20 protein-coding genes are annotated in these 22,048 nt (G+C 54.0%); 7 read left to right on the top strand and 13 right to left on the bottom strand.

The annotated features are described in order from the left end of the window. Positions 1-14 precede the first annotated feature (14 nt). Positions 15-572, bottom strand: coding sequence for a GNAT family N-acetyltransferase (locus tag KTT_RS25810; protein WP_126600210.1), 558 nt, complete (start codon positions 570-572; stop codon positions 15-17). A gap of 349 nt (positions 573-921) precedes the next feature. Next, positions 922-1,317 (bottom strand): DUF4383 domain-containing protein, encoded by a 396-nt coding sequence (locus KTT_RS25805; protein WP_126600208.1) that lies wholly within the window; start codon positions 1,315-1,317, stop codon positions 922-924. 308 nt (positions 1,318-1,625) lie between these two features. On the opposite strand from KTT_RS25805, the gene KTT_RS25800 reads away from it, so the two are divergent. After that, positions 1,626-2,966: an MFS transporter gene (locus tag KTT_RS25800; RefSeq protein ID WP_126600206.1), complete on the top strand. Its 1,341-nt coding sequence runs from the start codon at positions 1,626-1,628 to the stop codon at positions 2,964-2,966. A gap of 39 nt (positions 2,967-3,005) precedes the next feature. Here KTT_RS25800 and KTT_RS25795 read toward each other — a convergent pair whose 3' ends face one another. From KTT_RS25795 to hppD, 3 genes are read right to left on the bottom strand one after another with little or no spacing between them, the layout of a single operon-like run. Then, a complete protein-coding gene (locus tag KTT_RS25795) occupies positions 3,006-4,169 on the bottom strand; it encodes a homogentisate 1,2-dioxygenase (RefSeq protein WP_126600204.1) in 1,164 nt (387 codons plus the stop codon). A gap of 27 nt (positions 4,170-4,196) precedes the next feature. Further along, positions 4,197-5,090: a fumarylacetoacetate hydrolase family protein gene (locus tag KTT_RS25790; RefSeq protein ID WP_126600203.1), complete on the bottom strand. Its 894-nt coding sequence runs from the start codon at positions 5,088-5,090 to the stop codon at positions 4,197-4,199. Then, a complete protein-coding gene (gene hppD, locus KTT_RS25785; protein WP_126600201.1) occupies positions 5,091-6,194 on the bottom strand; it encodes a 4-hydroxyphenylpyruvate dioxygenase in 1,104 nt (367 codons plus the stop codon). It lies immediately after the preceding gene. Between the two features lie 229 nt (positions 6,195-6,423). Between hppD and KTT_RS25780 the strand changes: the two genes are divergently transcribed. Continuing rightward, the gene (locus tag KTT_RS25780; RefSeq protein ID WP_126600199.1) at positions 6,424-7,128 is read left to right on the top strand and encodes an IclR family transcriptional regulator; all 705 of its coding nucleotides are present in this window, start codon (positions 6,424-6,426) and stop codon (positions 7,126-7,128) included. A 178-nt stretch (positions 7,129-7,306) separates the two neighbouring features. Here KTT_RS25780 and KTT_RS25775 read toward each other — a convergent pair whose 3' ends face one another. From KTT_RS25775 to KTT_RS25765, 3 genes are all read right to left on the bottom strand, one after another. Beyond that, the gene (locus KTT_RS25775) at positions 7,307-7,651 is read right to left on the bottom strand and encodes a mersacidin/lichenicidin family type 2 lantibiotic (protein WP_160146140.1); all 345 of its coding nucleotides are present in this window, start codon (positions 7,649-7,651) and stop codon (positions 7,307-7,309) included. A gap of 700 nt (positions 7,652-8,351) precedes the next feature. Next, positions 8,352-8,675: a mersacidin/lichenicidin family type 2 lantibiotic gene (locus KTT_RS36630; protein WP_218031015.1), complete on the bottom strand. Its 324-nt coding sequence runs from the start codon at positions 8,673-8,675 to the stop codon at positions 8,352-8,354. Positions 8,676-9,166: 491 nt separating this feature from the next. Further along, a complete protein-coding gene (locus tag KTT_RS25765; protein ID WP_126600195.1) occupies positions 9,167-10,075 on the bottom strand; it encodes a MarR family transcriptional regulator in 909 nt (302 codons plus the stop codon). A gap of 273 nt (positions 10,076-10,348) precedes the next feature. On the opposite strand from KTT_RS25765, the gene KTT_RS25760 reads away from it, so the two are divergent. From KTT_RS25760 to KTT_RS25750, 3 genes are all read left to right on the top strand, one after another. After that, positions 10,349-10,981, top strand: a complete 633-nt coding sequence (locus KTT_RS25760) for an NADPH-dependent F420 reductase (protein ID WP_126600193.1) — start codon at positions 10,349-10,351, stop codon at positions 10,979-10,981. Between the two features lie 35 nt (positions 10,982-11,016). Continuing rightward, on the top strand, positions 11,017-11,790 hold the full coding sequence (locus tag KTT_RS25755; protein WP_126600191.1) for a type 1 glutamine amidotransferase domain-containing protein: 774 nt from the start codon (positions 11,017-11,019) through the stop codon (positions 11,788-11,790). A gap of 461 nt (positions 11,791-12,251) precedes the next feature. Continuing rightward, positions 12,252-12,737: a ClbS/DfsB family four-helix bundle protein gene (locus KTT_RS25750; RefSeq protein WP_160146139.1), complete on the top strand. Its 486-nt coding sequence runs from the start codon at positions 12,252-12,254 to the stop codon at positions 12,735-12,737. Between the two features lie 69 nt (positions 12,738-12,806). Here KTT_RS25750 and KTT_RS25745 read toward each other — a convergent pair whose 3' ends face one another. Continuing rightward, positions 12,807-13,754 (bottom strand): LLM class F420-dependent oxidoreductase, encoded by a 948-nt coding sequence (locus tag KTT_RS25745; RefSeq protein ID WP_126600187.1) that lies wholly within the window; start codon positions 13,752-13,754, stop codon positions 12,807-12,809. A gap of 403 nt (positions 13,755-14,157) precedes the next feature. On the opposite strand from KTT_RS25745, the gene KTT_RS25740 reads away from it, so the two are divergent. After that, complete coding sequence (locus KTT_RS25740) at positions 14,158-14,976, top strand: GNAT family N-acetyltransferase (protein WP_218031014.1); 819 nt, start codon at positions 14,158-14,160, stop codon at positions 14,974-14,976. Positions 14,977-15,035: 59 nt separating this feature from the next. Here the strand turns inward: KTT_RS25740 and KTT_RS25735 are convergent, their stop codons facing one another. Both KTT_RS25735 and KTT_RS25730 read right to left on the bottom strand, forming a co-directional pair. Continuing rightward, complete coding sequence (locus KTT_RS25735; RefSeq protein WP_126600184.1) at positions 15,036-15,983, bottom strand: MBL fold metallo-hydrolase; 948 nt, start codon at positions 15,981-15,983, stop codon at positions 15,036-15,038. A gap of 159 nt (positions 15,984-16,142) precedes the next feature. Beyond that, positions 16,143-16,355 (bottom strand): dodecin, encoded by a 213-nt coding sequence (locus KTT_RS25730; protein WP_126600182.1) that lies wholly within the window; start codon positions 16,353-16,355, stop codon positions 16,143-16,145. A 257-nt stretch (positions 16,356-16,612) separates the two neighbouring features. Here KTT_RS25730 and KTT_RS25725 point away from each other — a divergent pair, with 257 nt between their 5' ends. Continuing rightward, positions 16,613-16,996 carry a methionine-R-sulfoxide reductase gene (locus KTT_RS25725; RefSeq protein ID WP_126600180.1) on the top strand — a complete coding sequence of 128 codons (384 nt, stop codon included), beginning with the start codon at positions 16,613-16,615 and terminating at the stop codon, positions 16,994-16,996. Positions 16,997-17,110: 114 nt separating this feature from the next. On the opposite strand, the gene KTT_RS25720 is transcribed toward KTT_RS25725, so the two are convergent. Together KTT_RS25720 and KTT_RS25715 are read right to left on the bottom strand one after the other, a co-directional pair. Next, positions 17,111-18,766: an FAD-dependent monooxygenase gene (locus KTT_RS25720; protein ID WP_126600178.1), complete on the bottom strand. Its 1,656-nt coding sequence runs from the start codon at positions 18,764-18,766 to the stop codon at positions 17,111-17,113. 111 nt (positions 18,767-18,877) lie between these two features. Further along, positions 18,878-21,889 carry a winged helix-turn-helix domain-containing protein gene (locus tag KTT_RS25715; RefSeq protein ID WP_160146138.1) on the bottom strand — a complete coding sequence of 1,004 codons (3,012 nt, stop codon included), beginning with the start codon at positions 21,887-21,889 and terminating at the stop codon, positions 18,878-18,880. Positions 21,890-22,048 lie beyond the last annotated feature (159 nt).

Raw genomic sequence — 22,048 nt, 5'->3', positions numbered from 1 at the left:
CTGCTCCTGATATGTCAAGCTAGTTTCGCATTATCTACAGAGAGGTCAATGCGCCAGTCATTGCAACGCATAAAATGGCCTTTTGGATACTCGAATTCGCATTCCTCAATCAAGGTGAACCCCAGCTTGCGACAGACCGCGTTTGAGGGTTGATTCTCAACGGATGGGAAAGCATGCAGGAAGCGATACTTACCATCCAGGCGGGCCTGAGCGATGGCCAGGGCGGTTGCCCTGCTCGCGATCCCCTGGCCCTGAAAGGTGGGGAGCACGAGCCAGCCGGTTTCGTAGATATCCTCGCCATTGTGGTTGGTGTCCCAGTAGCCAACCGAGCCGACCGCCTCACCTGTAGCCACGTGAATAATCTTGAACATGCGCCCCTTCCCCTCATCCGTGAGCCGTTCGTAGCGGACCTGCCGCCTGGCAAGTTGCTCATCGCTCTCGGGCCCACCGAGATACCTGGTTATAGTTGGATCACCCAGCGTCTTCTTTAAGATATCCAGGTCGTCCTTTCCCCAGGGCTCGATTCGAATGACATTCTGGTCGCGTTCCTTGCTTGCTGGATGGTTGCCCATAATCAGTTCGAGCTCCTCTCGAATATTGGCCTCCATGTCCTGGTGATAGCTATAGTCTGGAGGCTCTATCTGTATCCCGCTTTTTTGATTCGCCCGCCCTGTTTGAGAAGGAGGCCTTTTTCGCATTGTACCACAGTGGTTTGCTACATCAACCATCTTTAAATAACTTCACTGTTATGGGTATTCTGGTGAGCAGAAGTTCCCAAACGCAATCCCCTTTTATCTAAATAAATATAAAGAAGCTGTTGTCCTGTGCACATGATTACAGAACAGCAGCTTCTTTATAGTGTGAAGATGAAATCAACGTTGGGAATAGACTCCATTGATATTGTCTTACAGACAGCAATGGTTACGCTCTCTGAGCGATTGTGGCACGCTCCTGCAGGGCAAAGCCAACGAGGGTGAGCACGACACCGATAACGATGTGAAGAAAGTTATCCGCTAAATTGATCATGACCAGGCCCAGGAGCATGCCATTGGGAGCAAGGCCAGGGATGAAGCCAAGGATAGCAATCAGCAGATAGATGATACCACTAGCCCTGTTGTAGAGGCGCCCCATTCCTGTAAATGCGGCAGCGATGCCAAGCACGCCGAACAGCAGGTGAACGACACTATGAACGCCGTTGACCATAAACAGCCCCAGTAAAGCACCCCCGGGAGTTAATGCTGGAACGAAACCGAGGATACCGATTAAGAGAAAAACAATACCGAAGACAAGCGCTATGGTTTTCTGAATATTTGCCATGATTATAATTGGCTCCTTTCATTTTTCTATTGAGCACTACGCTTGTCTGGTCAATTTGGATCACTATGGTCGGGGTTTATAAAATCGGAGGGAAAACGCTGGATGGTAATAGCAGAGAGCGGGCAGGGGATTTATAAATAGTATAATTGTTTCCGCATTAACCTTTTGCAGGACCTGAATTTCTCATTTTAATTGTAGCATATTCGTCAATAGCTCGACATCGTGCTTTTGGCCGATGTTTTTTGCATCTGCTTTCGGTATAGTTACCATCAGTTTTGTTTGATGGACTGGAAAGGAGAAGGTATCTGATGGCGGATGAAGATGTATCTGAGCCGATTGACCCCGCCTCTTCCCAGGTGGCTGTGCCAGAGGAGGCTCTGGAAGCGGAGGTGCTGACGAGTGTTATTTCTAAGCGGCCGAAGAAAAGTTTGCTGAGTGCGTTCACTTCACTGCGCCATCGTAACTTTCGTCTGTACTGGTCGGGTCAGGTAATCTCTCAGCTGGGTAGTTATATGCAGGGGATCGGGCAGTCCTGGCTGGTGTGGCAACTGACCCATAGCGCCTGGCAACTGGGACTAGTGGGGGCGTTGCAGGCTGTGCCGGTATTGTTCTTTGCGCTGTTCGGGGGAGTCCTGGCCGATCGCTGGCCTAAACGACACGTCCTGCTTTGTACCCAGACTGCGGCTATGATCCAGGCTCTGCTGCTCTGGGGGCTGATTGCGACCGGCGTGGTACAGTTATGGCACCTGTATATACTGGCGCTGATGCTGGGTCTCACCAATTGCCTGGGCCGGCCCACGGGACAGGCATTTGTCGTCGAGATGGTTGGGCGAGAAGATCTGCCAAACGCTGTGGGTTTAAACTCCATGCTGTCTCAGATGACGCGCATCGTGGGGCCGGGACTGGGAGGCATCGTCATCGCGCTCAGCGGCGTTCCCATTCTCTTCTTATATAATGGGCTGAGCTATCTGGCGGCGATAGCAGCCCTGGTGCTGATTAAGAACCATGAGTTGTACGCCCAGGCTGTGCCCATGAAAGGGGAAGAAAGGCGTAAGAATACCTGGCAGAGTCTGCGTGAAGGTGTGGAATATGTATGGCGTACCCCGACGATACTGCGCTTGATCCTGGTGGTTGGCCTGGTGCTGCTTTTCGGCTCCAACTTTGGGGTACTGCTGCCATCCTTCGCCACGGATGTGCTGCATGGAGGACCCGAAAGCTTTGGTTTTCTCTCGGCAGCCATGGGAACTGGAGCGTTGTTGGCCTCTTTATGGCTGGCCTGGAACAACGAGCAGCCGACCTTTCGTAGGGTGCTGATCAGTATGCTGATCTTTGCTGTGCTGGAGATCCTGTTCGCGCTATCGGGCTGGTATGTGCTGTCGCTGATATTGATCGCTGGTGTTGGAGGTCTGGAGATCGACTTCGCGGCCCAGGCCATGACCGCGCTGCAGACCGCCGCGCCCGATCACCTGCGCGGACGTGTGATGAGCGTGCAGATTCTATTCTTCGATGGCAGTCTCCCGCTGGGCTATTTGTTGATAGGCTGGCTATCCGGGCTCTTTGGGCCGCAGCCTGCAATGTTTACCGGCGCCATTCTCTGCTTGCTGGTCACAGCGGTTGGATGGATCTGGCATAAAGCGGGTACTCGCTAATCTTGAGAAGCGAGTACCCGCTCTTGATATGGGTGAGTGTTAGTCCGCGAACCAGCTGTAGGGGTAAGCGGGATCGTCCAGGGTGCGGGCGATGGTGGTGAACTTCAGCGGGTTGAAGGTATCGATCATCACGGCCAGCTCATCGGTGCGCTCGGCGCCCAGGCTCTTTTCGACGGCGCCCGGATGGGGTCCATGGGGGATGCCGCGTGGATGCAGGGTCATCGAGGAGCGCTCAATGCCCCGGCGGCTGCCGAAGTTGCCGTTGACGTAATAGAGCAACTCGTCGCTATCGATATTGCTGTGGTTATAGGGCACAGGGATCGAGCGCGGATGATAGTCGAGCTTGCGCGGCACGAACGAGCAAACGACAAAGTTGGGTCCCTGGAAGGTCTGATGGACCGGTGGGGGTTGGTGGACGCGTCCCGTAATCGGCTCAAAATCGGCGATGTTAAAGATCCAGGGATACTCGCAGCCGTCCCAGCCGACGGTGTTGATGGGATGGAAATCGTACCAGTAGCTACTGATGATGCCACCGACCTTGACGCGCACCTCAAATTCGCCGCGCTCGGTATGGGTAACCAGTTCCTCGGGACGGCGGATGTCGCGCTCGCAGTATGGCGAGTGTTCAAGCAACTGTCCATTGGGACTGAGGTAGCGGCGAGGAGGCTCGATCGAGCCATGGGCCTCCACCACCAGGAAGCGAGACTGCGCGCTATCGGGTGCGATAGTAAAGCGGAATGTTGTCCCGCGCGGGATGATGATGTAGTCCCCCTCGTGATAAGGGAGCAAGCCAAAATTGGTTTCCAGCACCCCATGGCCATCGTGGACGAAGTACATCTGGTCTGCCTCGCCATTGCGATAGAAGTAGGTCATATCCTGCGTTGGCAGGGCGATCCCGATCGTCAGATCCTTGTTATACATCAGCACCATATTGCCCAATACCGCGTCGCTGCCAGGTTTGAAGCCCGCCGTCTTCAAATGGTGGTGGCGATGAACATCCTCGTTCCACTCCTCAAACTGCTGTTTGCTGAACGGCTCGATCTTCTTCACACGGGTCGGAGGATAATGGTAGTAGATGTTAGAATAATTATTCGAGAAGCCCTCGATCCCAAACAGTTCCTCTGAATAGAGCGAGCCATCTGGTTTCTGAAACTGCGTATGGCGTTTGGGGGGAATCTCACCCAGGCGATGATAAGGTGGCATCGGCCTCACCTCCTCTATTGAAAAAAGCTACACAATCCTATTCCGCAATACACCGATTCCCGTAATTTCCAGTTCAACCGTATCACCGCGCTGCAGCCACGGATGAATTTCGGTACCAAGCTCCAGTATACAGCCCGTACCAACGGTACCGGAGCCAAGGATATCGCCGGGACGCAGACGAGCGTTGCGTGAGGCGTAGGCGATCAGCTGGGGAAAACTATAGTAGATCTGATTGAAATTGCCGCGAGAGATCTCCTGACCATTCACCCGGGCCAGCATTGTCAGGTCGTAGCGCTCACCGCTACCACTGCCGGTGCGATAGCCCTTCAACTCATCGGGAGTGACCAGCCAGGGTCCCAGCGACGTAGCAAAATCTTTGCCCTTGCCAGGCCCCAGGTTGAGCTTCATATCCTGGCGCTGAAAATCGCGCGCGCTCCAATCATTCATAATGGTATAGCCCGCGATATACTGGTGTGCCTCATCGACCGCAATATTTTTGCCTTCGCGCCCGATCACGCAGGCGATCTCCAGCTCGATATCCAGTTCCTGACTGCCAACAGGATAGGGAACGCGCTCATCGTGCCCATAGATCTCGCTGGTATTAGAAAAGTAGAAGGTAGGGAGCTTATACCATTCAGGGATCATCTCCAGTCCACGCTTCGCGCGACCCGCCTTGACGTGTTGCTCAAAGGCATAGAAATCGCGCAGCGTGGGTGGATTGGGCACGGGTGTCATCAAGGTAAGCGTGCGCACGGATAATCCCGGCTTATTACTCTCCAGCAGCTGGCGTGCTTGCTGCATGCCAGCTGGATCCTGCAATAGCCTGAGCAGGTTTGGATAGTGGAGTAGAAGTATCTCTTCACCGCGTACTACGCCCGCGTATGTAATATCATGGGCGGTTCTGACCGTGACTAGCTTCATTTAGAGATTTCCTCGCAGCTCCTGCTCCTGTTCGAGAGCCTGGAAGAGCGCTTTGAAGTTACCCTCACCAAAGCCACGGGCACCTTTGCGCTGAATCACCTCAAAGAAGACTGTTGGACGTGCCACGACCGGCTTCGAGAAGATCTGCAGCAGATACCCCTCATCATCATGATCGACCAGGATGCTCAGATCGGCCAACTGCGACAGATTCTCATCGATATGACCGACCCGGTCAAGTACATCATCATAATAGTTGCGCGGGGTGCGCAGGAATTCCACGCCGCGCTCCGTCAGATTGCGCACCGTCGACACAATATCGTCGGTAATCAGGGCCAGGTGCTGCACGCCGGGGGTGTGATAGAAATCAAGGTACTCCTCGATCTGCGACTTCTTACGGCCCGGGGCCGGCTCATTGATCGGCAGCTTGATGCGGCCACTGCCATTCTGCATTACCTTCGACATCAGGGCGGAATACTCGGTGCTGATCTGGCGATCATCGAAGTGGATCATCTGGGTGAAGCCCATGATCTTCTCGTAGAAGCCCACCCACTCGTTCATCTTGCCCAGCTCCACATTGCCCACCACATGGTCGATGCCAGCCAGGCCAGCAGGACGGGAACGGCGCGGCAGCGACGAATCCAGGGCGCGGAAGCCAGGCATAAAGGCCCCCTTATAATCCTGGCGCTCCACAAAGGTATGGATCGTCTCACCATAGGTCGCGATAGAGGCTAGCTTCACCGAACCAAAATCATCGCGAATCTCTTTAGGTTCCATCACGCCACGCGCGCCACGGCTGGTTGCCTCTTGATAGGCACGTTCGGCACTCTCCACGCGGAACGCCACATCTTTGATACCATCGCCATGCAGATGAGCGTGCTGCGCGATGGGGCTATCGGGGTTTAATGCGGAGGTAATCAGCAGGCGGATATTGCCCTGTTCCAGCACATAGCTAGTGCGATCGCGTGTGCCGGTCTCCAATCCCGCGTAGGCCACGGGCACAAAACCCCAGGCATGGGTGAAATAATATGCCGTATGCTTGGCATCGCCAACATACATCTCAATATAGTCGAAATTCTGGATCGGCATGAAATCCTGGTGCGTCATTGGACTCTCTCTTTCCATGCGAATGCGTCATTGCGTTTACGGTTTTTGTGCGATAATCGGACAAAATATTCGTTAATCGGACTACTTGTTTAAGTTATAGCAGGGAACCTATGGGATGTCAAGGAACGAGCAGCCGCGGGCATATAGACAAGAAAGCTATGATATTGTATAGTCGGTCGATGGAGTATCTGCGAGGTGTAAATAGCAGATAAACGAGGAAACTGAGGTTATGGCACAACCGCGTCCAAATGAACGACCCCTGCAAGGCGAAACGGCTCAGACACTGGACCGTGGATTGCGCGTGCTGGACATTCTGGCCAGCTATCCAGCGGGACTGAGTGTACCCGACATCGCGCAGGCATTGAATATTCATCGCACCATCGCCTATCGCCTCCTCAACACGCTGGTCGCCCACCGTCTTGTGCGCCGTACAGAGGATAACCGCTATTGCCTGGGGATTGGACTGATTGAGTTGGCCCGCCATGTCGTTCCACGCTTACAGGAGGCCGCCTATCCCGCCATGCGGCAACTGGCGGAAGAGTTGCGGGCCACCGCCTGCCTGACGATCATGGATGGAGACGAAGGCGTAGTCCTGACCACATTGGAGCCAAGGACAACGACCATGCATATCGCCTATCGACCTGGATTCCGGCACATGCTCGACAAAGGGGCATCGGGCCTGGCCATCCTGGCGGGGCGCCCACGACAACCAGGAGAGCGCCGGGAGATCACCATGGCTCGCAAACGCGGCTACGCCACCAGTTACGACGAGATCCAGTACGGGGCCAGCGGCATCGCGGCCCCCATTCAGCCCGATGGTCAGCAGGCCGAAGCCAGCATCGGTGTGGTCTTGCTGGGTAAGATCGACGAAGCCACCTTCGCGCCCCACATCATCGCCGCCGCCCACACCATCGCCAGCGCCCTTCTTACATAGATAACAGGGAGGCACAGAGATCTGCTCTGCAGAAAAAGAGGGCCCCTTCACATGTTGAAGGGGCCCTCTTTAATGTGTAGCCATCGACCTGCTTACAGAGTAATCCACAGCAACCGGGAGAGCCTATCCATAGATGGCGAAACGACAGTTACCATGGTGACACCAAGCCGGTTAGCGCTTAGTGGTTATTGCCCTGATTGCCACCGAACCAGTTGCCACCACCGTTTGGTTGCTGCCAGCCACCGAACCAGTTATTGCCACCATGGCAGTGATGATGGCGATGACGATGGTAATGATACGGCTGGAAGTAGCCATCAAACATGTAACTATCAAACTGGTAGCCATAGTAGGCGCTCGGATCGAACTGGTTACTTGACCCGCAGGCACCGCTGACAGCCGAAAGAGCTGCATCGGTCAATTCAATTGCACCGATGGGATTCTGAGGAAGCTGCGCGAGCTCTTCACTGGTCAGGGTTTCGCGATACTGAGCATCTTTCCAGGCTTTTGCAATGTCGAAGTTCATAAATGGTGCCTTCCTTTTCATGTAATAAAACGACAAATTTACTTTTGTGGTACCGTACGACGAACGCGCTACAGAAATGGCTATAGAGACAGTTATTGTAAATACCCCTGGGGCATTTCTATTTTATTGTTCTATGTCCGATCTCGTAGTGACTGCTTGCGTGCCTCAATGAATTTCGATACCTAAATCTATTATAAAAACCACCAAAACAAGCGAGCGCTTAAAGCGAAAGAATACATGTATAGAAATTCATAAAGAAAGCGTAAAAAAGGTGTCGCGAGATAAATTAATGAATACAAATACATGTGTGGTGTCTCCTGAAAGATGAAAAAGAAAGAGATAGCGACGAAATCATGCGTATTTATGGATATTTTTTGTCTTTGAGCATCAGATTTCAAAGTAATGGAAAAATGAATAGAAATTTATAAAAATGACACATTTTATGTGTGTAGGAAGAATAGATTTGGCCTCAAATAGACCATACAATGCGGGTATTTCATTGTATTGAAGAATTTGTATCACAATTTCATGACCGTTATGTGTAAAAGAAGAGCCAGCCACAGCCACTCTAAGGATGGGTGTTACCGCTGCCTGTGTGCTGACCGGCATTATAAAACAGGATAAAGAAAGCGAGCGACCAACTTCGCGTTGGTCGCTCGCTTCAGGTGACCCGGTGATTATCAATCGCTCTTAGAGAGGATTAGCAGTGGCAGCAGCCACCGTCGAAGCCGCCGAGATAGCCGTAACCACTACCGACGAATCCATAGCCACCGCCTACGAGCCCGTAGCCACCACCGTAAAAGGAACCACCGGAGCGGCGGAAGCCAGGGATGGGATCGACTGGCCAGAGTCCGCCACAGCAGAATGGATCAATGTGGCACAGCGCGCCATTGACCGTAGCCAGGGCTGAATCAGTCAATTCAACGGAACCGACGGGATTCTGTGGCAACTGCGCGCGCTCCTCGCTGCTGAGGCTCTCGGCATACTGGGCGTCTTTCCATGCTCGTGCGATATCAATGCTCATAATGTGTATTTCCTTTCATTCACTAAAAAAAATTTTAATGGTATCTCTCACAACGATAAGTTAATGGAATTGCCTATGTCCATGTGTACATAAATGGATTGTCAACCATAAACGACACAGACTACATAAACAACTTTGCACTCATTTCGTTTGTTTCCTTACGAATTTGGATACCTAAATGCATTATAAAAACCCCAAAAACAAGCAGGGGGTAAAAAACGGGAGGTATATTGTCTGTTTTTTCAGAGAGCAAATGAAAATGAGATTTATGTTCAGTGCATATGAATAAAGCGTCAGGGTGATGGTAACAGATGGATGGAATCGAACCTACCAATCCTGGTGGATTTTGAGCTTATCTGGAATAGTCAGAGCCAGGATTTGACACCAATTTTCGCGGCATGGAAAAATGAATAAGATGTTAGGGAAATTGCTGGTTTTTGGTGGGCAGAGAGGAAAAACTGGCTAACAAGCCACTAAAAAACGTTCACGGCTTATCTCTCCTCTGGTAGGGAAATGGCCAAAGAGACCTGTCTATGTTCAAGTCCGTGAAGCACATCCAATACCAGAGGATCTTGCTTGACCGCCAGCGCCTGTTTATAGAGCTCTTCAATGGTGCGGATCTCTAATCCATTGGCCGCGATAATCAAGTCTCCTTCATATAGCTTAGATTGCGCAGTGGGACCTGATGATTCCACGCTGCGCACCAGCAGGCCGGGGATGTCAGGCAGTCCTGAAGCGCGGCGTATCGTTCTGGCTACCTGGACGGGTGCAAGGGACGCTCCCAGCCAGTGTAAGGGATGCCGAGGGTCCTCGGGTGCGACCTGGTCGAAACTGCTGAGCAGGATATGGAGGAGATCAGCCAGTTGTGTACGCTCCTGCTGATTCAATGCTGAGAGCAGACGCTCCTCGTTGGCGAGGTGCAATGGAGCGACATGCTCGAAGAGCTGCAGTCCCTTCTCGGTCAGCCGCACCAGGACTCCCCGCTGATCGGAAGGATCGGGGTGGCGCTCCACGATGCCATCGCGTTCAAGCCGATCGATGCGCACGCTGATCGTTCCCCCGGTCAACTGCAGAGCATTCACCAGGGCGCGCTGTGATAGCTGATAGGGCTGGCCTGCTCGACGCAGGGTAGCGATCACCGCGAACGATGGTCCAGTCAGACCAAAGCGTTCAAGAACAGCAGTAACTTCGGAGCGTAGATAGGTATGCAGTCTTTCCAGGCGACTGATGATCGCGATCGGCGCGACCGGAAGGTCCGGCAGTTCCTGCGCCCAATCTTCGAGCACCCCATCAACATGATCCTTGAGATAATGCTTTGAATGAGAGATCAGTTCTTTATTTGTCCCATTCTCTTCTCTGGCATTTTTTTGCTCAGGCTGAAATTTTTCCTGTCCAGTCATACTTCACCCATGTTTTTAGCTATTCATTACTCCGCAATTCACCCTCTAGTCTAAATCGAAGCACCATATATATCTGATCCAGTTTATCTATGCATACAATCGTGCTGGTGAGAAAAGTGGGTGAACCAATTTTGTTCTTCAATAATATCACATAGAATTATCGGAATAAATGTTTGAATTCAAACGTTGTATCAGAAGGAAAGGATGAGGCGAAATAGAAATGAAAGATAATGCTCTATTTTGCCGCTTCAATACATAGTTTATGGAGAAAACATGATGGAAAGAAGAGCGCTGGTTATTGCAGTACTGGGTGCTGGAAACATTGGACGCACGCTGGGCAAAAAGTGGAGCCAGGCGGGGCATGAACTGCATTTCGGCGTGAGCGATCCTGCGGGCAAGAATGCTCAACTGGTGCATGCCGAGTTCGGCGACCATGCTACGGTGGGTACCATAGAGGACGCGCTGCAGAAGCAGCCCGACGTGGTACTGATCGCTTTACCCGGCCTGGTAGTAGAAGAGGTGGCGCAGCAATATGCCTCCCGGCTCGATGGGCGCATCATCATTGATGCCGCCAATCGCGTTGGGGAAGACTCGATGCACAACCTGGGTCATTTCCAGCGGCATACGCCACAGGCTCAGCTCTATCGAGCGTTTAATTCGCTGGGCTGGGAGAACTTCGCCGAGCCCAATTTTGAGGGTATCCAGGCGGACCTCTTCTACTGCGGAACTGATGGTACGACTCGAGTCACTGTGGAGCAACTGATCAGCGAGGTTGGCCTGCGACCGGTATATCTTGGCGGGGTCGATAAAGCTGGCGTAATGGACGCGGTCGCTTCGCTCTGGTTCGCCCTGGTCTTTGGTCAAAAGAAACCTCGCCACCTGGCCTTCAAAGTATTAGGTATTTAGTGTATACAAAGTTCTACAAAAGAAAGAAGAACATCATGGCTGATATCAGCATTCAGAATAGCGGCTCTCACCATTCCGTGGTTGATACCACCCACACCAAGCCTTTTCGCATCTTGCAGGTCGTGGCCAATCCATCTACCTCCACCACCACTGGCTGGCCGGTAGGATTCTGGGCGGCCGAACTCTCGCATCCCTTCTATGAATTCAGCGAGGCCGGGTACGATGTCACCGTGGCCAGCCCCGCTGGTGGCAAGGTCGAGGTCGACGCGCTCAGCGATCCGCGTGATCCCAGCAAATGGTCGGCTGATGACCTGATCAGCATGGGATTTCTCTCTACCCCCGATCTGGTGGAACTGCTGGAGAGCACGCCCCGGCTGGCCGATCTCGACTACAGCTCGTATGATGCGCTGGTTATTTGTGGTGGGCAATCGCCGATGTTCACATTCCGCGACAACCAGGATCTACACAACGCCATTCGCAGCTTTTATGAGGCTGAAAAGCCGGTAGCCGCCTTCTGTCATGGCGTAGCGGCCCTGGTGGATGCCACGCTCTCCGACGGCAGTTACCTGGTCACCGGCAAGACCGTCACCGGCTTCGCCAACGTAGAAGAGGACTACTCGGACAAAGCCGCCAGCGTCAAGATCATGCCCTGGCGCCTGGAGGATGCGCTCAGAGAGCGAGGCGCCAACTACGTCCAGGCGGGTCTGTTTAAGCAATTCGCCATCCGTGATGGGCGCCTGATTACAGGCCAGCAGCAATACTCGGGGCGCAAGGTGGCGCAGCTGGTGATAGCTGCCCTGGGTCAATAAATACTTGCCAGGTGGCGCGAGTTCTCATCGTGTCACTCACCAACTTCGCGTGTTACTCATACGTATACGTATACGTAGCGTCCAACGCATACCTGGTTTCATCAGAGCCGCTAGATGGAACTGGCAGGCAAGAGCAGCCGTGTGAAAGGATGAGCAAGATGAACGAAAAGAAACCGTCAACTGGCAAAACCGTAGCCTGGATGTATGGGGTGGTAGCCTCTTTTGTCACTGTATATGTCGTAGGAGGTGTCCTGCTCGACAAATTATGGCGCAAATAGCGGGTAGCACATATCTACAAGTAGATTGAGAGAGGAGCATGACATGAACTATCCTTATGGGTGATTCGCGCCATGCTCTTTATTGTCAGAAAATTGTCAGAAAAGGATAAACTATAGTTAAGCTTGTTGTTGCTCGCCTGAATGAACAGGGATGAAATACTTCTGGAGGATAACGTGGACAAAATGACTTTGTTGAATACGATCCAGACTCAATATGCACAACTCGAAGCGTTGCTCGCGCCCTTAAGCGAGGCGCAAATCTGCACGCCTCCATCAGAGGGGGAATGGTCCATTAAAGATGCCATGGCGCATATCGCCGCATGGGAACAGATCTGTACGCTCTGGCTGGACGAGGTCGTGCGTGGCATTACTCCCCGGCCGGTGGAACGGGTTGACATGGAGAGCAATGATCGCATCTATCGCGAGAACCGGGATCGCTCCCTGGCAGAGGTGCAGGAGTTCTTTCATCTGGCTCACCAACGCTTTGTTGAACAGGTGAAGATACTGCTGCAGACGCTTTCGGAGGAGGATCTCAACACACCACATCGTTTTGCCTGGACCACGGACTGGCCGGGTGATACCCTGGTAGCCGTCATCGCTGATAATTCGTATGAGCATTATCAAGACCATGAGCAGCAGATCCGCAGCTTGCTGCAGGCGAAAAGGTAAAGTAGCATCCAGGTGTCTGGCGAGGGATACGTCAGGCACCTGAATTATGTTGATTCCCAGGAAGAACGATCAGGCGATAAACTCGCTCGCGAAGCGCTTAATCGAAGTTAGCTGGGTGGCATCGGGGAAAGCGATGAGCAGTTCTTGAACGCCAGCCTCTTCGTATGCCTGCAGGCGCTGGCGGATCGTATCGATGCTACCGACAAGTGTCGTATTAATCGCATTGCCAAAGCGGGCCTTCATCATTGGTGGGACTTTGGCCAGCGCCTCTTCATCGGTTTCGCCGATAATACAGACGCTCATCGATGTACGATGGATGCTATTGTAGTCGCGTCCAATGGCCTCGCAGTGCTGGCGAATAACCTCAAATTTGTGTTTGAGGGTCTCAAGATCACCCGCGACATTACAGGCATCGCCATACTGGGCCACCAGTTTCAGAGTAACTTTCTCACCACCGCCACCGATCAGCAATGGAATGTGTGGTTTCTGCACCCCTTTGGGTTGATTGATGGCACCATTGACATGATAATATTTGCCTTCGAATACGGCCTCCTCCTGTGTCCACATAGCCAGGATCACCTGGACCGCTTCGCGCAGATGGCGCAGGCGATCTGGGGCATCGGGATAGTCATAGCCATAGGCACGATATTCATGTTCATACCAACCGGCGCCGATGCCGAAATTGAGGCGACCATGGCTCAGCACGTCCACCGTACTGGCCATCTTCGCTAGCAGTGCGGGATTTCTATAGCCATTACAGGAGACCATCTGACCGATGCGGATGCGCCTGGTATCACGGGCCAGCGCGGCCGTTGTCGTCCAGCACTCAAATGTCACTTCCTGAGATGGCTGGGGGATAGTATGAAAATGGTCCACCAGCCATGCCGAATTGAAACCAGCCTCATCGGCCGTCTGCGCCACGCGGGTCATGGTTTCGTATGCCTCAACCGGATCTTTGATATGGGCCAGATCCATGGTCCAGCCCTGCGGGAGTGAAATGCCAAACTGAAGTGCCATGAATAGAAACACCTTTCTGCGAAAACGCTATACACAACGAAATGACAGGTAAAGGGCGTGCGCGATCGACTATAAATAGGTCGTGCTCAGGAGTAAATGCGAACACCGGGCACGGACCGCTTTTATTGTATTACATATCATGGTTATTTGTCTGAGCTATCATCCATGAGGGGCTGAACCGATTGGGGACGGGGTCGCTACGCTCCAAGCTGGGGCAAGCCCAGCACCTACGGGGGCATTGCTTGTTGTTTGATGCATGGGTTTTTCCTGTTTGCAAAATGTGGAATGGTGCTTTGTTTGTATTGCTATGTGGATAGGGGGTAGAGGATCAGTTATACTTTGATTAAAATGTATGATGCTAGTTGATGAATGTTGACGAGATTCTGAATTGATGCAGGGGGCAATGATGGAACAGCCGTTTGATGGCCTGCCGGCGCAAGCCATGGTTGAGATGATCGAGGCGAACACGAACGAATTTCTGCTAACCCTGGGGCGCCTGGGCGGCGGTGAGGAATGTAGTGAGGCGGATCATCAGTGGATTATCGGTGGATCTCCGCTCGCCTATCATAACTGTGTGACCCGTGCCCGACTTACTGAGGAGAGCGTGGATGAAGTTATCGAGGAGTCCATGCGGCTGTTGCAGTCCTATAACGTGCCGGGTTCCTGGCATGTCGGACCGTGGATGGGTCCAGATAATCTTGGTGAGCGGCTGGTGGCGCATGGTTTCATCCATGTAGGTAGTGAGCCAGGGATGGCGCTTGATCTGGGGCAGCTAAACGAGTCTCTTTCCGTACCCGATGAGCTGGTTATTCAGCGTGTACGTAACGAGCGGGAGTTGGAGATATGGACACGCACGCTAGGGATGGGATTTGGGGAAGGAGAGGTTGAGGCGAACTGGGTGGGTGCCATGTATCGCAAGATAGGTTTTGACGAGGAGGGGTCGTGGCATCACTATCTAGGCTGGTGGCATGGTGAGCCGGTAGCCACGGCTTCTCTGTTCCTGGGGGCTGGTGTAGCGGGCATCTATTTTGTCTTTACATTGCCGCAGGCGCGCCGCCAGGGTATAGGAGCCGCCATTACACTGGCCGCGCTGCAGGATGCCAGCATGCGGGGTTACGGTGTTGGTGTCCTGGGTTCATCCTCAATGGGCTACCCCGTCTACCAGCGTCTGGGTTTTCAGGAGTATTGCCGGATCGAGATGTATGAGTGGGCCCTCCCGTAGCAGGTAATTCGTGACATCTGCTACGAGAGATCTTTCTGGCAAATCGTGCCATCAAAGGATTAGCTCATGAGCCATTGCATGATGTAGCGAATATTGTTGTTGTGGGCGCCGCTATAAAATGGGCGGTCGAGTGGTTCGGGGATTTCAATCATGCGTGATGCGTCCGCGGCCACTTCATCGAGCGAATAATCGATCAAGGCGGCGGCCTGTTCCAGGTCTTTTTCCGTTGGGAGTCGTTGTTGTAACACGGCGCGGCAGCGTCGCTCGATCTCGCGGAAGTAGGTGAGATTGGCGTTGATGATGCGGGGGCTGGTCGTGCCGCCGTGGGAGCAGAGGACGCGTTGAGGCTGCAGGCTGGCGAAATGCTCCAGGGTCGAGAACATATCCTGCACGCCGGCGACGTTTTTTATCAGCGGCAAGGGTGTCTCGACGGCATCGAAGGCGAGCAGCAGGCGCAATTCTGCAATCCAGGCGGCGATATGGTCCCGGCAATGGCCTGGCGCGCTAAAGAGCTCAATCGTCAGATCGCCACCAGCGAGGGAGAGTCTGTCAGGAAAGGTAATGGTTGGAGGTGTAAGGACGACCGCATGGAAATGGTTGGGATAGCTACGCTGAAAATCGGCCAGCAAGGTCTGCTCTCGCTCCGACTGCAGCCGCGTCCGGCAGTGCTCATGCGCGATGATTGGAGCGGTACGCTCTCCTGTAAAGTAGCTGTTGCCCCACGAATGGTCCCAATCCGCGTGGCTATTCATGACCAGCAAAGGTTTTTTGGCTGGATCCACGGATATATCTTCAAAGATCACGGCCATATCTTCTGGTCGAATCGATGTATCACAGAGCAGGCGAAAGCGATCTGTGGTCAGGAGATAGCAGTCGACCTCCATGCCATCGAACTCGGTTGGCCCGGAGAAGTTGTTGGGGGAGACACGCAGGCGGCTGCCGCGATAGACGCGCACGCGACCATCCTGGCTCATCTGTGGTACGATGGTGATATCGGACATTGGCATCGATGAAGCTCCAATCTATTGAATGGTGTGTTATCTTCCTTATCTTAACCTTTCTGACCGGGTTATGTCTATCGGGGGAAGGTGTTGGAGCGGGAGCAGTTTATAAAGCCGGGGCGAGCCCGGCACCTACGATGACGATGATTGGCGATGGTCAGGTGTTTATTCGAGGGCAAAGCCGATTTCCAGGGTGACCTGGTACTCAATGGCTTCCCCATCGATGCGGCCCCTTTGTTCCTTGACTTCAAACCATTGCACGTGGCGCAGCGTTTTCTGTGCTCGCGCAACGGCGTGCCGCACGGCGTCATCAAAACCAACGCTTGAGGTACCTACCAGTTCTGTTTTTCGATAGATTGTGGCTTCGTGTGTTGACATGTTTTTCTCCTATCTGTTATTTGCTCTGCTTTACTTTACCTCTCTTCTTCTTATACGCTGGTTTTTTCAAATGAGACGAGTTTGATATGATGCTGAGATGTGGATTTACGTGTTGGACAGAGGGTATCTGGATGGCGGAAAATGCCGTGGTTTTGGGGAACATCCGTGTGGCGGCAAATTGTTATAAATATTATCATACGTGAGAAATGTTTTTTTATGAGGACAACCTTGATACATTGAGACAGGGGAGGATTGATATGAACAAATTAACACCGCAAGAAGAGTGGGTTCTTTTACATAAGGGGACCGAGCGCCCTTTTAGTAATGAGTATGATGAGTTTTTCGCTGACGGCACCTTTATCTGTCGGCGCTGTAATGCTCCGCTCTTTTCTTCTGAGAGCAAGTTTAATAGTGGCTGTGGCTGGCCAGCCTTTGACGAGAACTATCCGAACGCGGTGCGCCGCGAGACGGATGCGGATGGCAGACGGACCGAGATCTTGTGCGCGAACTGTGGTGGACACCTGGGGCACGTTTTCCAGGGTGAGCGCCTGACAGAGAAGAATACGCGCCACTGCGTCAACTCGCTGTCGATTCGCTTTATCCCCAAAGAGAAAGAGCTTCCTGCCACACTGCATGAATAATCATGCTTGAGGGTCCTATTCGGGCGGTCGCATATGCGGCCGCCTGTTTTTTTATATAGTGGAGTAGTATTGTCGGGTCATGTTTGTGCTTAGCACAAACATGACCCGACAATACTACTCCACTATATTTCTTAATACCAGCTCAAGTGCCTGGAGGGGATTGGGTGGGAGAGAATGGGCGCGCCAGGCAATGAAGCCGTCGGGGCGCACCAGCACTGCTCCACTGCTGGAGATGCCATAGCTTGATTGAAATTGTTGCTCTGTGTCGGTGTATGGCTGGTGATCGCCAATGCCATGTATCGCAAATGGAACACTGAGTTTGTTTGATAGGTTGGTGACAGCCGCGGTCCAGGCATCGCTGGTAGGGGTAAGTAGAACGAATCCATGGCCGAAGAGGTCGAGGGTTGACATGGTTTCGCCGTTGGAAGAGAGCCAGATGTGTGGGGCGCGGGTGCCTGGGCGTCCCGATGGCGCGTTTTCAAACAGTGGGATGATGGCCTCGTTCTCGAGGACGATGGAGCCCGAGCGGTAGAGGTAGCCGCTGACAACGCTGAAGCCGGTAGGATGGGGCGCATCAGGGAGTAGACGCACGCGTTCTATGAGTTGTGAGGCGCTCCGCATTATCTCCTCGTGCTGTTCATGCTGTGGTAAGCGATAGGCATACAGCCAGGAGGAGACGCCGACCGCCAGATCAGCGGCTGGTTGTCGCTCGGCCTCGTAGGTGGCAAGCAAGGAAGGGGCGGCCTGATGCTTTATGACCATGGCCAGCTTCCAGGCCAGGTTGTGTGCATCGGCGATCCCTGTATTGGCGCCGAAGGCTCCCATGGTGGTCATCACATGGGCAGCATCTCCGGCCAGAAAGACCCTGCTACATTGATAATGCTCGGCGACGCGAGCGGCTAGCTCCCAATATAAGGTACCAACAAGCCTGACTGGCCAGTCGGACCTGCCGATGGCGGCGCGTACCAGTTCGAGGCAGCGCGCCTCTGATAAAGGAGTGGGTTCACCAGGTTTGAGGTAGGCCAGCAATCCCCACCTGTCCTCCGCCGATTGTCCGATGAGTCCTTCCACGATGGGATTGTTGATAAAGCCGAGGGTGATCTTGCGGCCGGGTAGCAGAGAGCTGAGATCGGCCTGGAACAGGATGCTGGCCCAGTTTCCCAACTCTCCATAGCCATAGCTATCGATGCCCAGTTGTTGGCGCACCATGCTGCGGTTGCCGTCGGCAGCTACCATGTAGGAGGCGTGCACCTGGTATTCACGGCTCGTTGCACGCTCTTTCACACGCGCCGTTACCCCGGTTTTATCCTGTTCAAACGATACGAGTTCGTTGGAGAAACGGATATCGCAGCCGGCGTCCCTGGCGTGGGCTAGCACGATAGGCTCAAGTTTATCCTGTCCAATCAGGGCGCGGCGCGTTGGACTGGCGAAGGGATCGGATTGTTGATACTGCTGATTGATGATCTGCTCACTGCTATCGATTACCGGACCCGCCAGGCTGACGACGCGCAGTCCCATCTCGCCCAGTTCATTCGGTGGCGTTGCCGCCTGGAAAATAGCGGACTCCAGGCCAGCCTGGCGGAAGATCTCCATGCTGCGCGGGTTAAAGGCGCCCGCACGCGCATGGATTGAGGTGCCGGAATGGCGCTCAATCAGCAGACAGCGTATCCCCTGTCGAGCCAGAAAGAGGGCCATCGAAAGGCCAACGATACTGCCTCCGACGATAAGGACCGGTGTCTGCTCTAATGTAGTAGTTATCTGGTTGCTCATTATGCTTGCTCCAATCCCTGGTGAAATTGATCAAGAACCATTGATGAGCAGCAGTATAAAGTGGAGGCGGGTGATACGGCATCACCCACGCTGGTGAAATCGGGAGGGTATTCAGGAAAGTCGGCGACGTTGGACGGTGGTCTGCAGTTCGCGGCGGGTATGCACCCCCAGCTTGTGGTAGATGCTGCGCACCTGGGTTTTGACGGTATTGAGCGAGACGACCAGTTCACGCGCGATCTGGGGATAAGAGAGGTCTGCCAGCAGCAGGCGCAGCACACGCTGCTCCTGACGTGAGAGCGGCTCGGGTGTGGCTATAAAAGGGGCCTGGTTCGGTCCAAAGGCCTGCAGTACAGACTGGAGGTAGCGAGCCAGGGCTGGTTCATATATCTGTCGTTGCAGCGAGCGCAGCAGGACCGCCGCGTCCTCTCCCTGATCGAGGAACAAGCGATGATAGTTCTCGGTATGGGTGTGAATAAGGATCGTCTGCAGCGTCTGGCGCACCTGGAGGGTGCGACGTTGAGCGTACTGGATGCTGGCCACCAGGAGCTGCATCTCCAGCCATGCACGCAGGCGTCCCGCCATCTGTGCTTTTTCTTGTAGCCTTGAGAGCAGCTCAGAGGCGGCTGAAAAGTCTTTCTGGCGCACCAGCAGGCGAGCCTGCAGTATGCCGAGCTGCTCCCGCAGCGGCTCTGATAGGTCCGACGTCCTGGAAATGAGGGTAGAGAGCTGATATTGAGCGGTCACAAGGTCGTTTTCTAGTAACAGGAACTGGATCTGACAGAGCTGGACCTCGTAGGTGAGCGGCTGGTGGTCTGAAAGTCGTGTGAGCAGCGCGGCCAGGCGCTGTTGAGCCTGGCTCTTCTGGTCACGCGCATAGGCGATGCGCGCGATGACCAGGGCGGCCTGAGTCTGTAATATCTGGCTCTGTAGCTGCTCTGCGAGGGCGATCGCCTCCTGAGCCGCGCGCTCAGCCGCGTCCAGGTTATTCCATTCATAGAACAGGCGTGCCTGACCGAGCAGGGCTGGTGATAGATCTTCGACATCGCCTAAATCCCTGGCTTCCTGTAGAACGGCCTGGTAGCAAGAGGATGCTAGCTGTAAGGTCCCCTGTTCGAAATAAACGAGCCCCAGGGCCAGCCTGCAACTACGGGCTCCATGGAGATGATGCAGGGCTGTCCAGATGGCCTGAGCCTCCTGCAGCGTTTCGCGGGCCCGTATGATCTGACCGGCAGAGAGCTCGCCTATGCCGAGGATATTCAGGCTCATCCCGCGCCAGTGCTGAGCTTCGGCGGGCAGCAAGCCCAATGCCTGGTGGGCGTAGTCTGCGGCCCGCTCAACCTCGCCGTGCCAGATGGCGTGCTGGGCACGGAACGTAAAGACCTCTCCCAGCCGGACCTTGTTGTCCTGCGCGCGCCAGCACTCCTCGGCGTGAAGCAAGAGCTGCTCGATATGGGCCAGTTCCGCACTGGACGGGGGAGAGGGAACGAAGCTCAAAGAGAGGACCCAGGCATAGCTCAGACAGAGCAAGGGATGCAGGTAGAGCTCCTGTTCTGGCAATTGTTCCAGCCAGCGACGCAGGGTATGCACCTCCTGCAGGTCATTGAAGCCCTGCAAGTTCAGCATCTGCACCATTATTTCGGCGGCTAACGCCAGCTCCTCGGCGTGCAGGGCCGCCTCGATGGCTTCATTTAGCATATGCTGTTGTAAATACCACAGGCTAGCCTGCCGGGCCGCCTGCAGCATTTCGTCTCGCTCAACACGGTGTCTGGCCTCGGCGCGAAGCGCTTCCGCAAAGAGTGGATGGTAGCGATACCATGGTCCGGGGCCCTCCAACTGTTCCAGGAACAGTCCGCGTTGCGCCAGCGAGTGCAGCAGCGACGCACTATTGCGCTTACCGGTTACCGCGTCACAGAGAGATGGCGTCAGGCGATTGAGCATGCTGGTAGAGAGCAGGAACGTCTGCAAGGCTGGTGGAAGCGTATTCAGAACCTCATCAATGAAATATTCCTGCAATGGGAGCTGATTACGCACAAAGCTGCTTAATTGCTGCTCAATCGTCTCCTGCGCCTGGTTTTTCTGCAGAGAGAGCGCGAACAGGCGCAGGGCCGCCGCCCAGCCTTCCAGTTGCGCGTCGATCTGCTGGAGCGCCTGAGGGGTCAATGGCGTGGCAACGAGCGGCCGCAGGAATGTCTCTACCTCATCCGGGCGAAAGCGCAGTCCATCCGGTCCGATCTCGCAGAGCTCATCCCGGATGCGTAGCCGGGTAAGCGGCAGGGCCGGAGTGCTGCGGGTAATGATCACAAGGTGCATGGTATGTGGCAGGTGATCAAGGAAGAAGGCCAGCGTCTGATGGATGGTGGGAGCGGTAATCAGGTGATAGTCTTCCAGCACCAGGATGCCGGATTCGGCAATGTGGGCCAGCGCATTTAGAAAATAGGTGAGGATGGTATCCAGAAAATGCGTCTCATGCCAGTGCTGAGAGATCAAAGCCAGCTGCTCAAGGGCAGACTGTCCTGGATCAGGCTGAAAAACGCGGCAGGCGGTCATCACATAGCGCCAGAAGCGCACCGGATCGTTGTCGTTGGCATCCAGGGATAGCCAGGCCAGGGCCGGAAAGTGCTGCCGGGTCTTGCGTGTCGCCTGCCACTGGCTGATCAGCGTCGTCTTGCCACTGCCTGCAGGTGCTGAGAGCAGGATCAGGCGACGCTCCAGTCCCGAGTCAAGCAGTGTAAACAGGCGTTCGCGAGGAATCAGAGAGGTGGTCACACGTGGCAATTGAAACTTAGGTTCAAGCAAAGGAACCGACAGCATCCCCTGCAGCTCCATGCAGATCTCCTCCAGGCGAGAAGTGGTAATATCGGTACTCTTGCCCGCGTAGCGCTTGACGACGCGTTTCCCCTGGCGCTGGTAGGCATACCAGTAAGCCTCGTTGGTACGTTTGCGTGTCTCTTTCAGCATATTGAAGCGCTGTTGTCCATTCTGAAAAGAAAAGGACCTGTGGGTATGTAGCCAGTCTAACCACGCGGGTCCCGGTACTGGCAATAGAAAGCTGTCCCCCTCATAGAGCTCGTAGCGACACTGTAGGCCAGACCAGCGTAACATAAAGGGTGAGGTTCGTGGCATAGTGGCTCGCTCCTCTCTCTCATTTTGTTCCCCAAACATTCCCCTGTAGAGAGTATAAAAGATATCCTTGAGCCATGCAAGTCAGCATTAGCATTGCTCTTCAGGCTGTCAAATATCTTTTGGGTAACACACATGGGGTGAAAACAATATGATTTTAGC

Origin of the sequence: Dictyobacter aurantiacus, from assembly GCF_003967515.1 — a bacterium.
Taxonomy (GTDB): domain Bacteria; phylum Chloroflexota; class Ktedonobacteria; order Ktedonobacterales; family Ktedonobacteraceae; genus Dictyobacter; species Dictyobacter aurantiacus.
The sequence above is the reverse complement of the archived record's forward strand: the minus strand, read 5'-3'. Positions and strand labels throughout refer to the sequence as shown.

Coding starts and splice junctions, on each gene's coding strand:
- KTT_RS25755 (WP_126600191.1), top strand. CDS start 11,017: ATGGCTGATATCAGCATTCAGAATAGCGGCTCTCACCATTCCGTGGTT.
- KTT_RS25715 (WP_160146138.1), bottom strand. CDS start 21,889: ATGCCACGAACCTCACCCTTTATGTTACGCTGGTCTGGCCTACAGTGT.
- hppD (WP_126600201.1), bottom strand. CDS start 6,194: ATGACGCACCAGGATTTCATGCCGATCCAGAATTTCGACTATATTGAG.
- KTT_RS25730 (WP_126600182.1), bottom strand. CDS start 16,355: ATGTCAACACACGAAGCCACAATCTATCGAAAAACAGAACTGGTAGGT.
- KTT_RS25750 (WP_160146139.1), top strand. CDS start 12,252: ATGACTTTGTTGAATACGATCCAGACTCAATATGCACAACTCGAAGCG.
- KTT_RS25805 (WP_126600208.1), bottom strand. CDS start 1,317: ATGGCAAATATTCAGAAAACCATAGCGCTTGTCTTCGGTATTGTTTTT.
- KTT_RS25800 (WP_126600206.1), top strand. CDS start 1,626: ATGGCGGATGAAGATGTATCTGAGCCGATTGACCCCGCCTCTTCCCAG.
- KTT_RS25795 (WP_126600204.1), bottom strand. CDS start 4,169: ATGCCACCTTATCATCGCCTGGGTGAGATTCCCCCCAAACGCCATACG.
- KTT_RS25760 (WP_126600193.1), top strand. CDS start 10,349: ATGATGGAAAGAAGAGCGCTGGTTATTGCAGTACTGGGTGCTGGAAAC.
- KTT_RS36630 (WP_218031015.1), bottom strand. CDS start 8,675: ATGAGCATTGATATCGCACGAGCATGGAAAGACGCCCAGTATGCCGAG.
- KTT_RS25725 (WP_126600180.1), top strand. CDS start 16,613: ATGAACAAATTAACACCGCAAGAAGAGTGGGTTCTTTTACATAAGGGG.
- KTT_RS25720 (WP_126600178.1), bottom strand. CDS start 18,766: ATGAGCAACCAGATAACTACTACATTAGAGCAGACACCGGTCCTTATC.
- KTT_RS25775 (WP_160146140.1), bottom strand. CDS start 7,651: ATGAACTTCGACATTGCAAAAGCCTGGAAAGATGCTCAGTATCGCGAA.
- KTT_RS25745 (WP_126600187.1), bottom strand. CDS start 13,754: ATGGCACTTCAGTTTGGCATTTCACTCCCGCAGGGCTGGACCATGGAT.
- KTT_RS25780 (WP_126600199.1), top strand. CDS start 6,424: ATGGCACAACCGCGTCCAAATGAACGACCCCTGCAAGGCGAAACGGCT.
- KTT_RS25740 (WP_218031014.1), top strand. CDS start 14,158: ATGATGGAACAGCCGTTTGATGGCCTGCCGGCGCAAGCCATGGTTGAG.
- KTT_RS25790 (WP_126600203.1), bottom strand. CDS start 5,090: ATGAAGCTAGTCACGGTCAGAACCGCCCATGATATTACATACGCGGGC.
- KTT_RS25735 (WP_126600184.1), bottom strand. CDS start 15,983: ATGCCAATGTCCGATATCACCATCGTACCACAGATGAGCCAGGATGGT.
- KTT_RS25810 (WP_126600210.1), bottom strand. CDS start 572: ATGGGCAACCATCCAGCAAGCAAGGAACGCGACCAGAATGTCATTCGA.
- KTT_RS25765 (WP_126600195.1), bottom strand. CDS start 10,075: ATGACTGGACAGGAAAAATTTCAGCCTGAGCAAAAAAATGCCAGAGAA.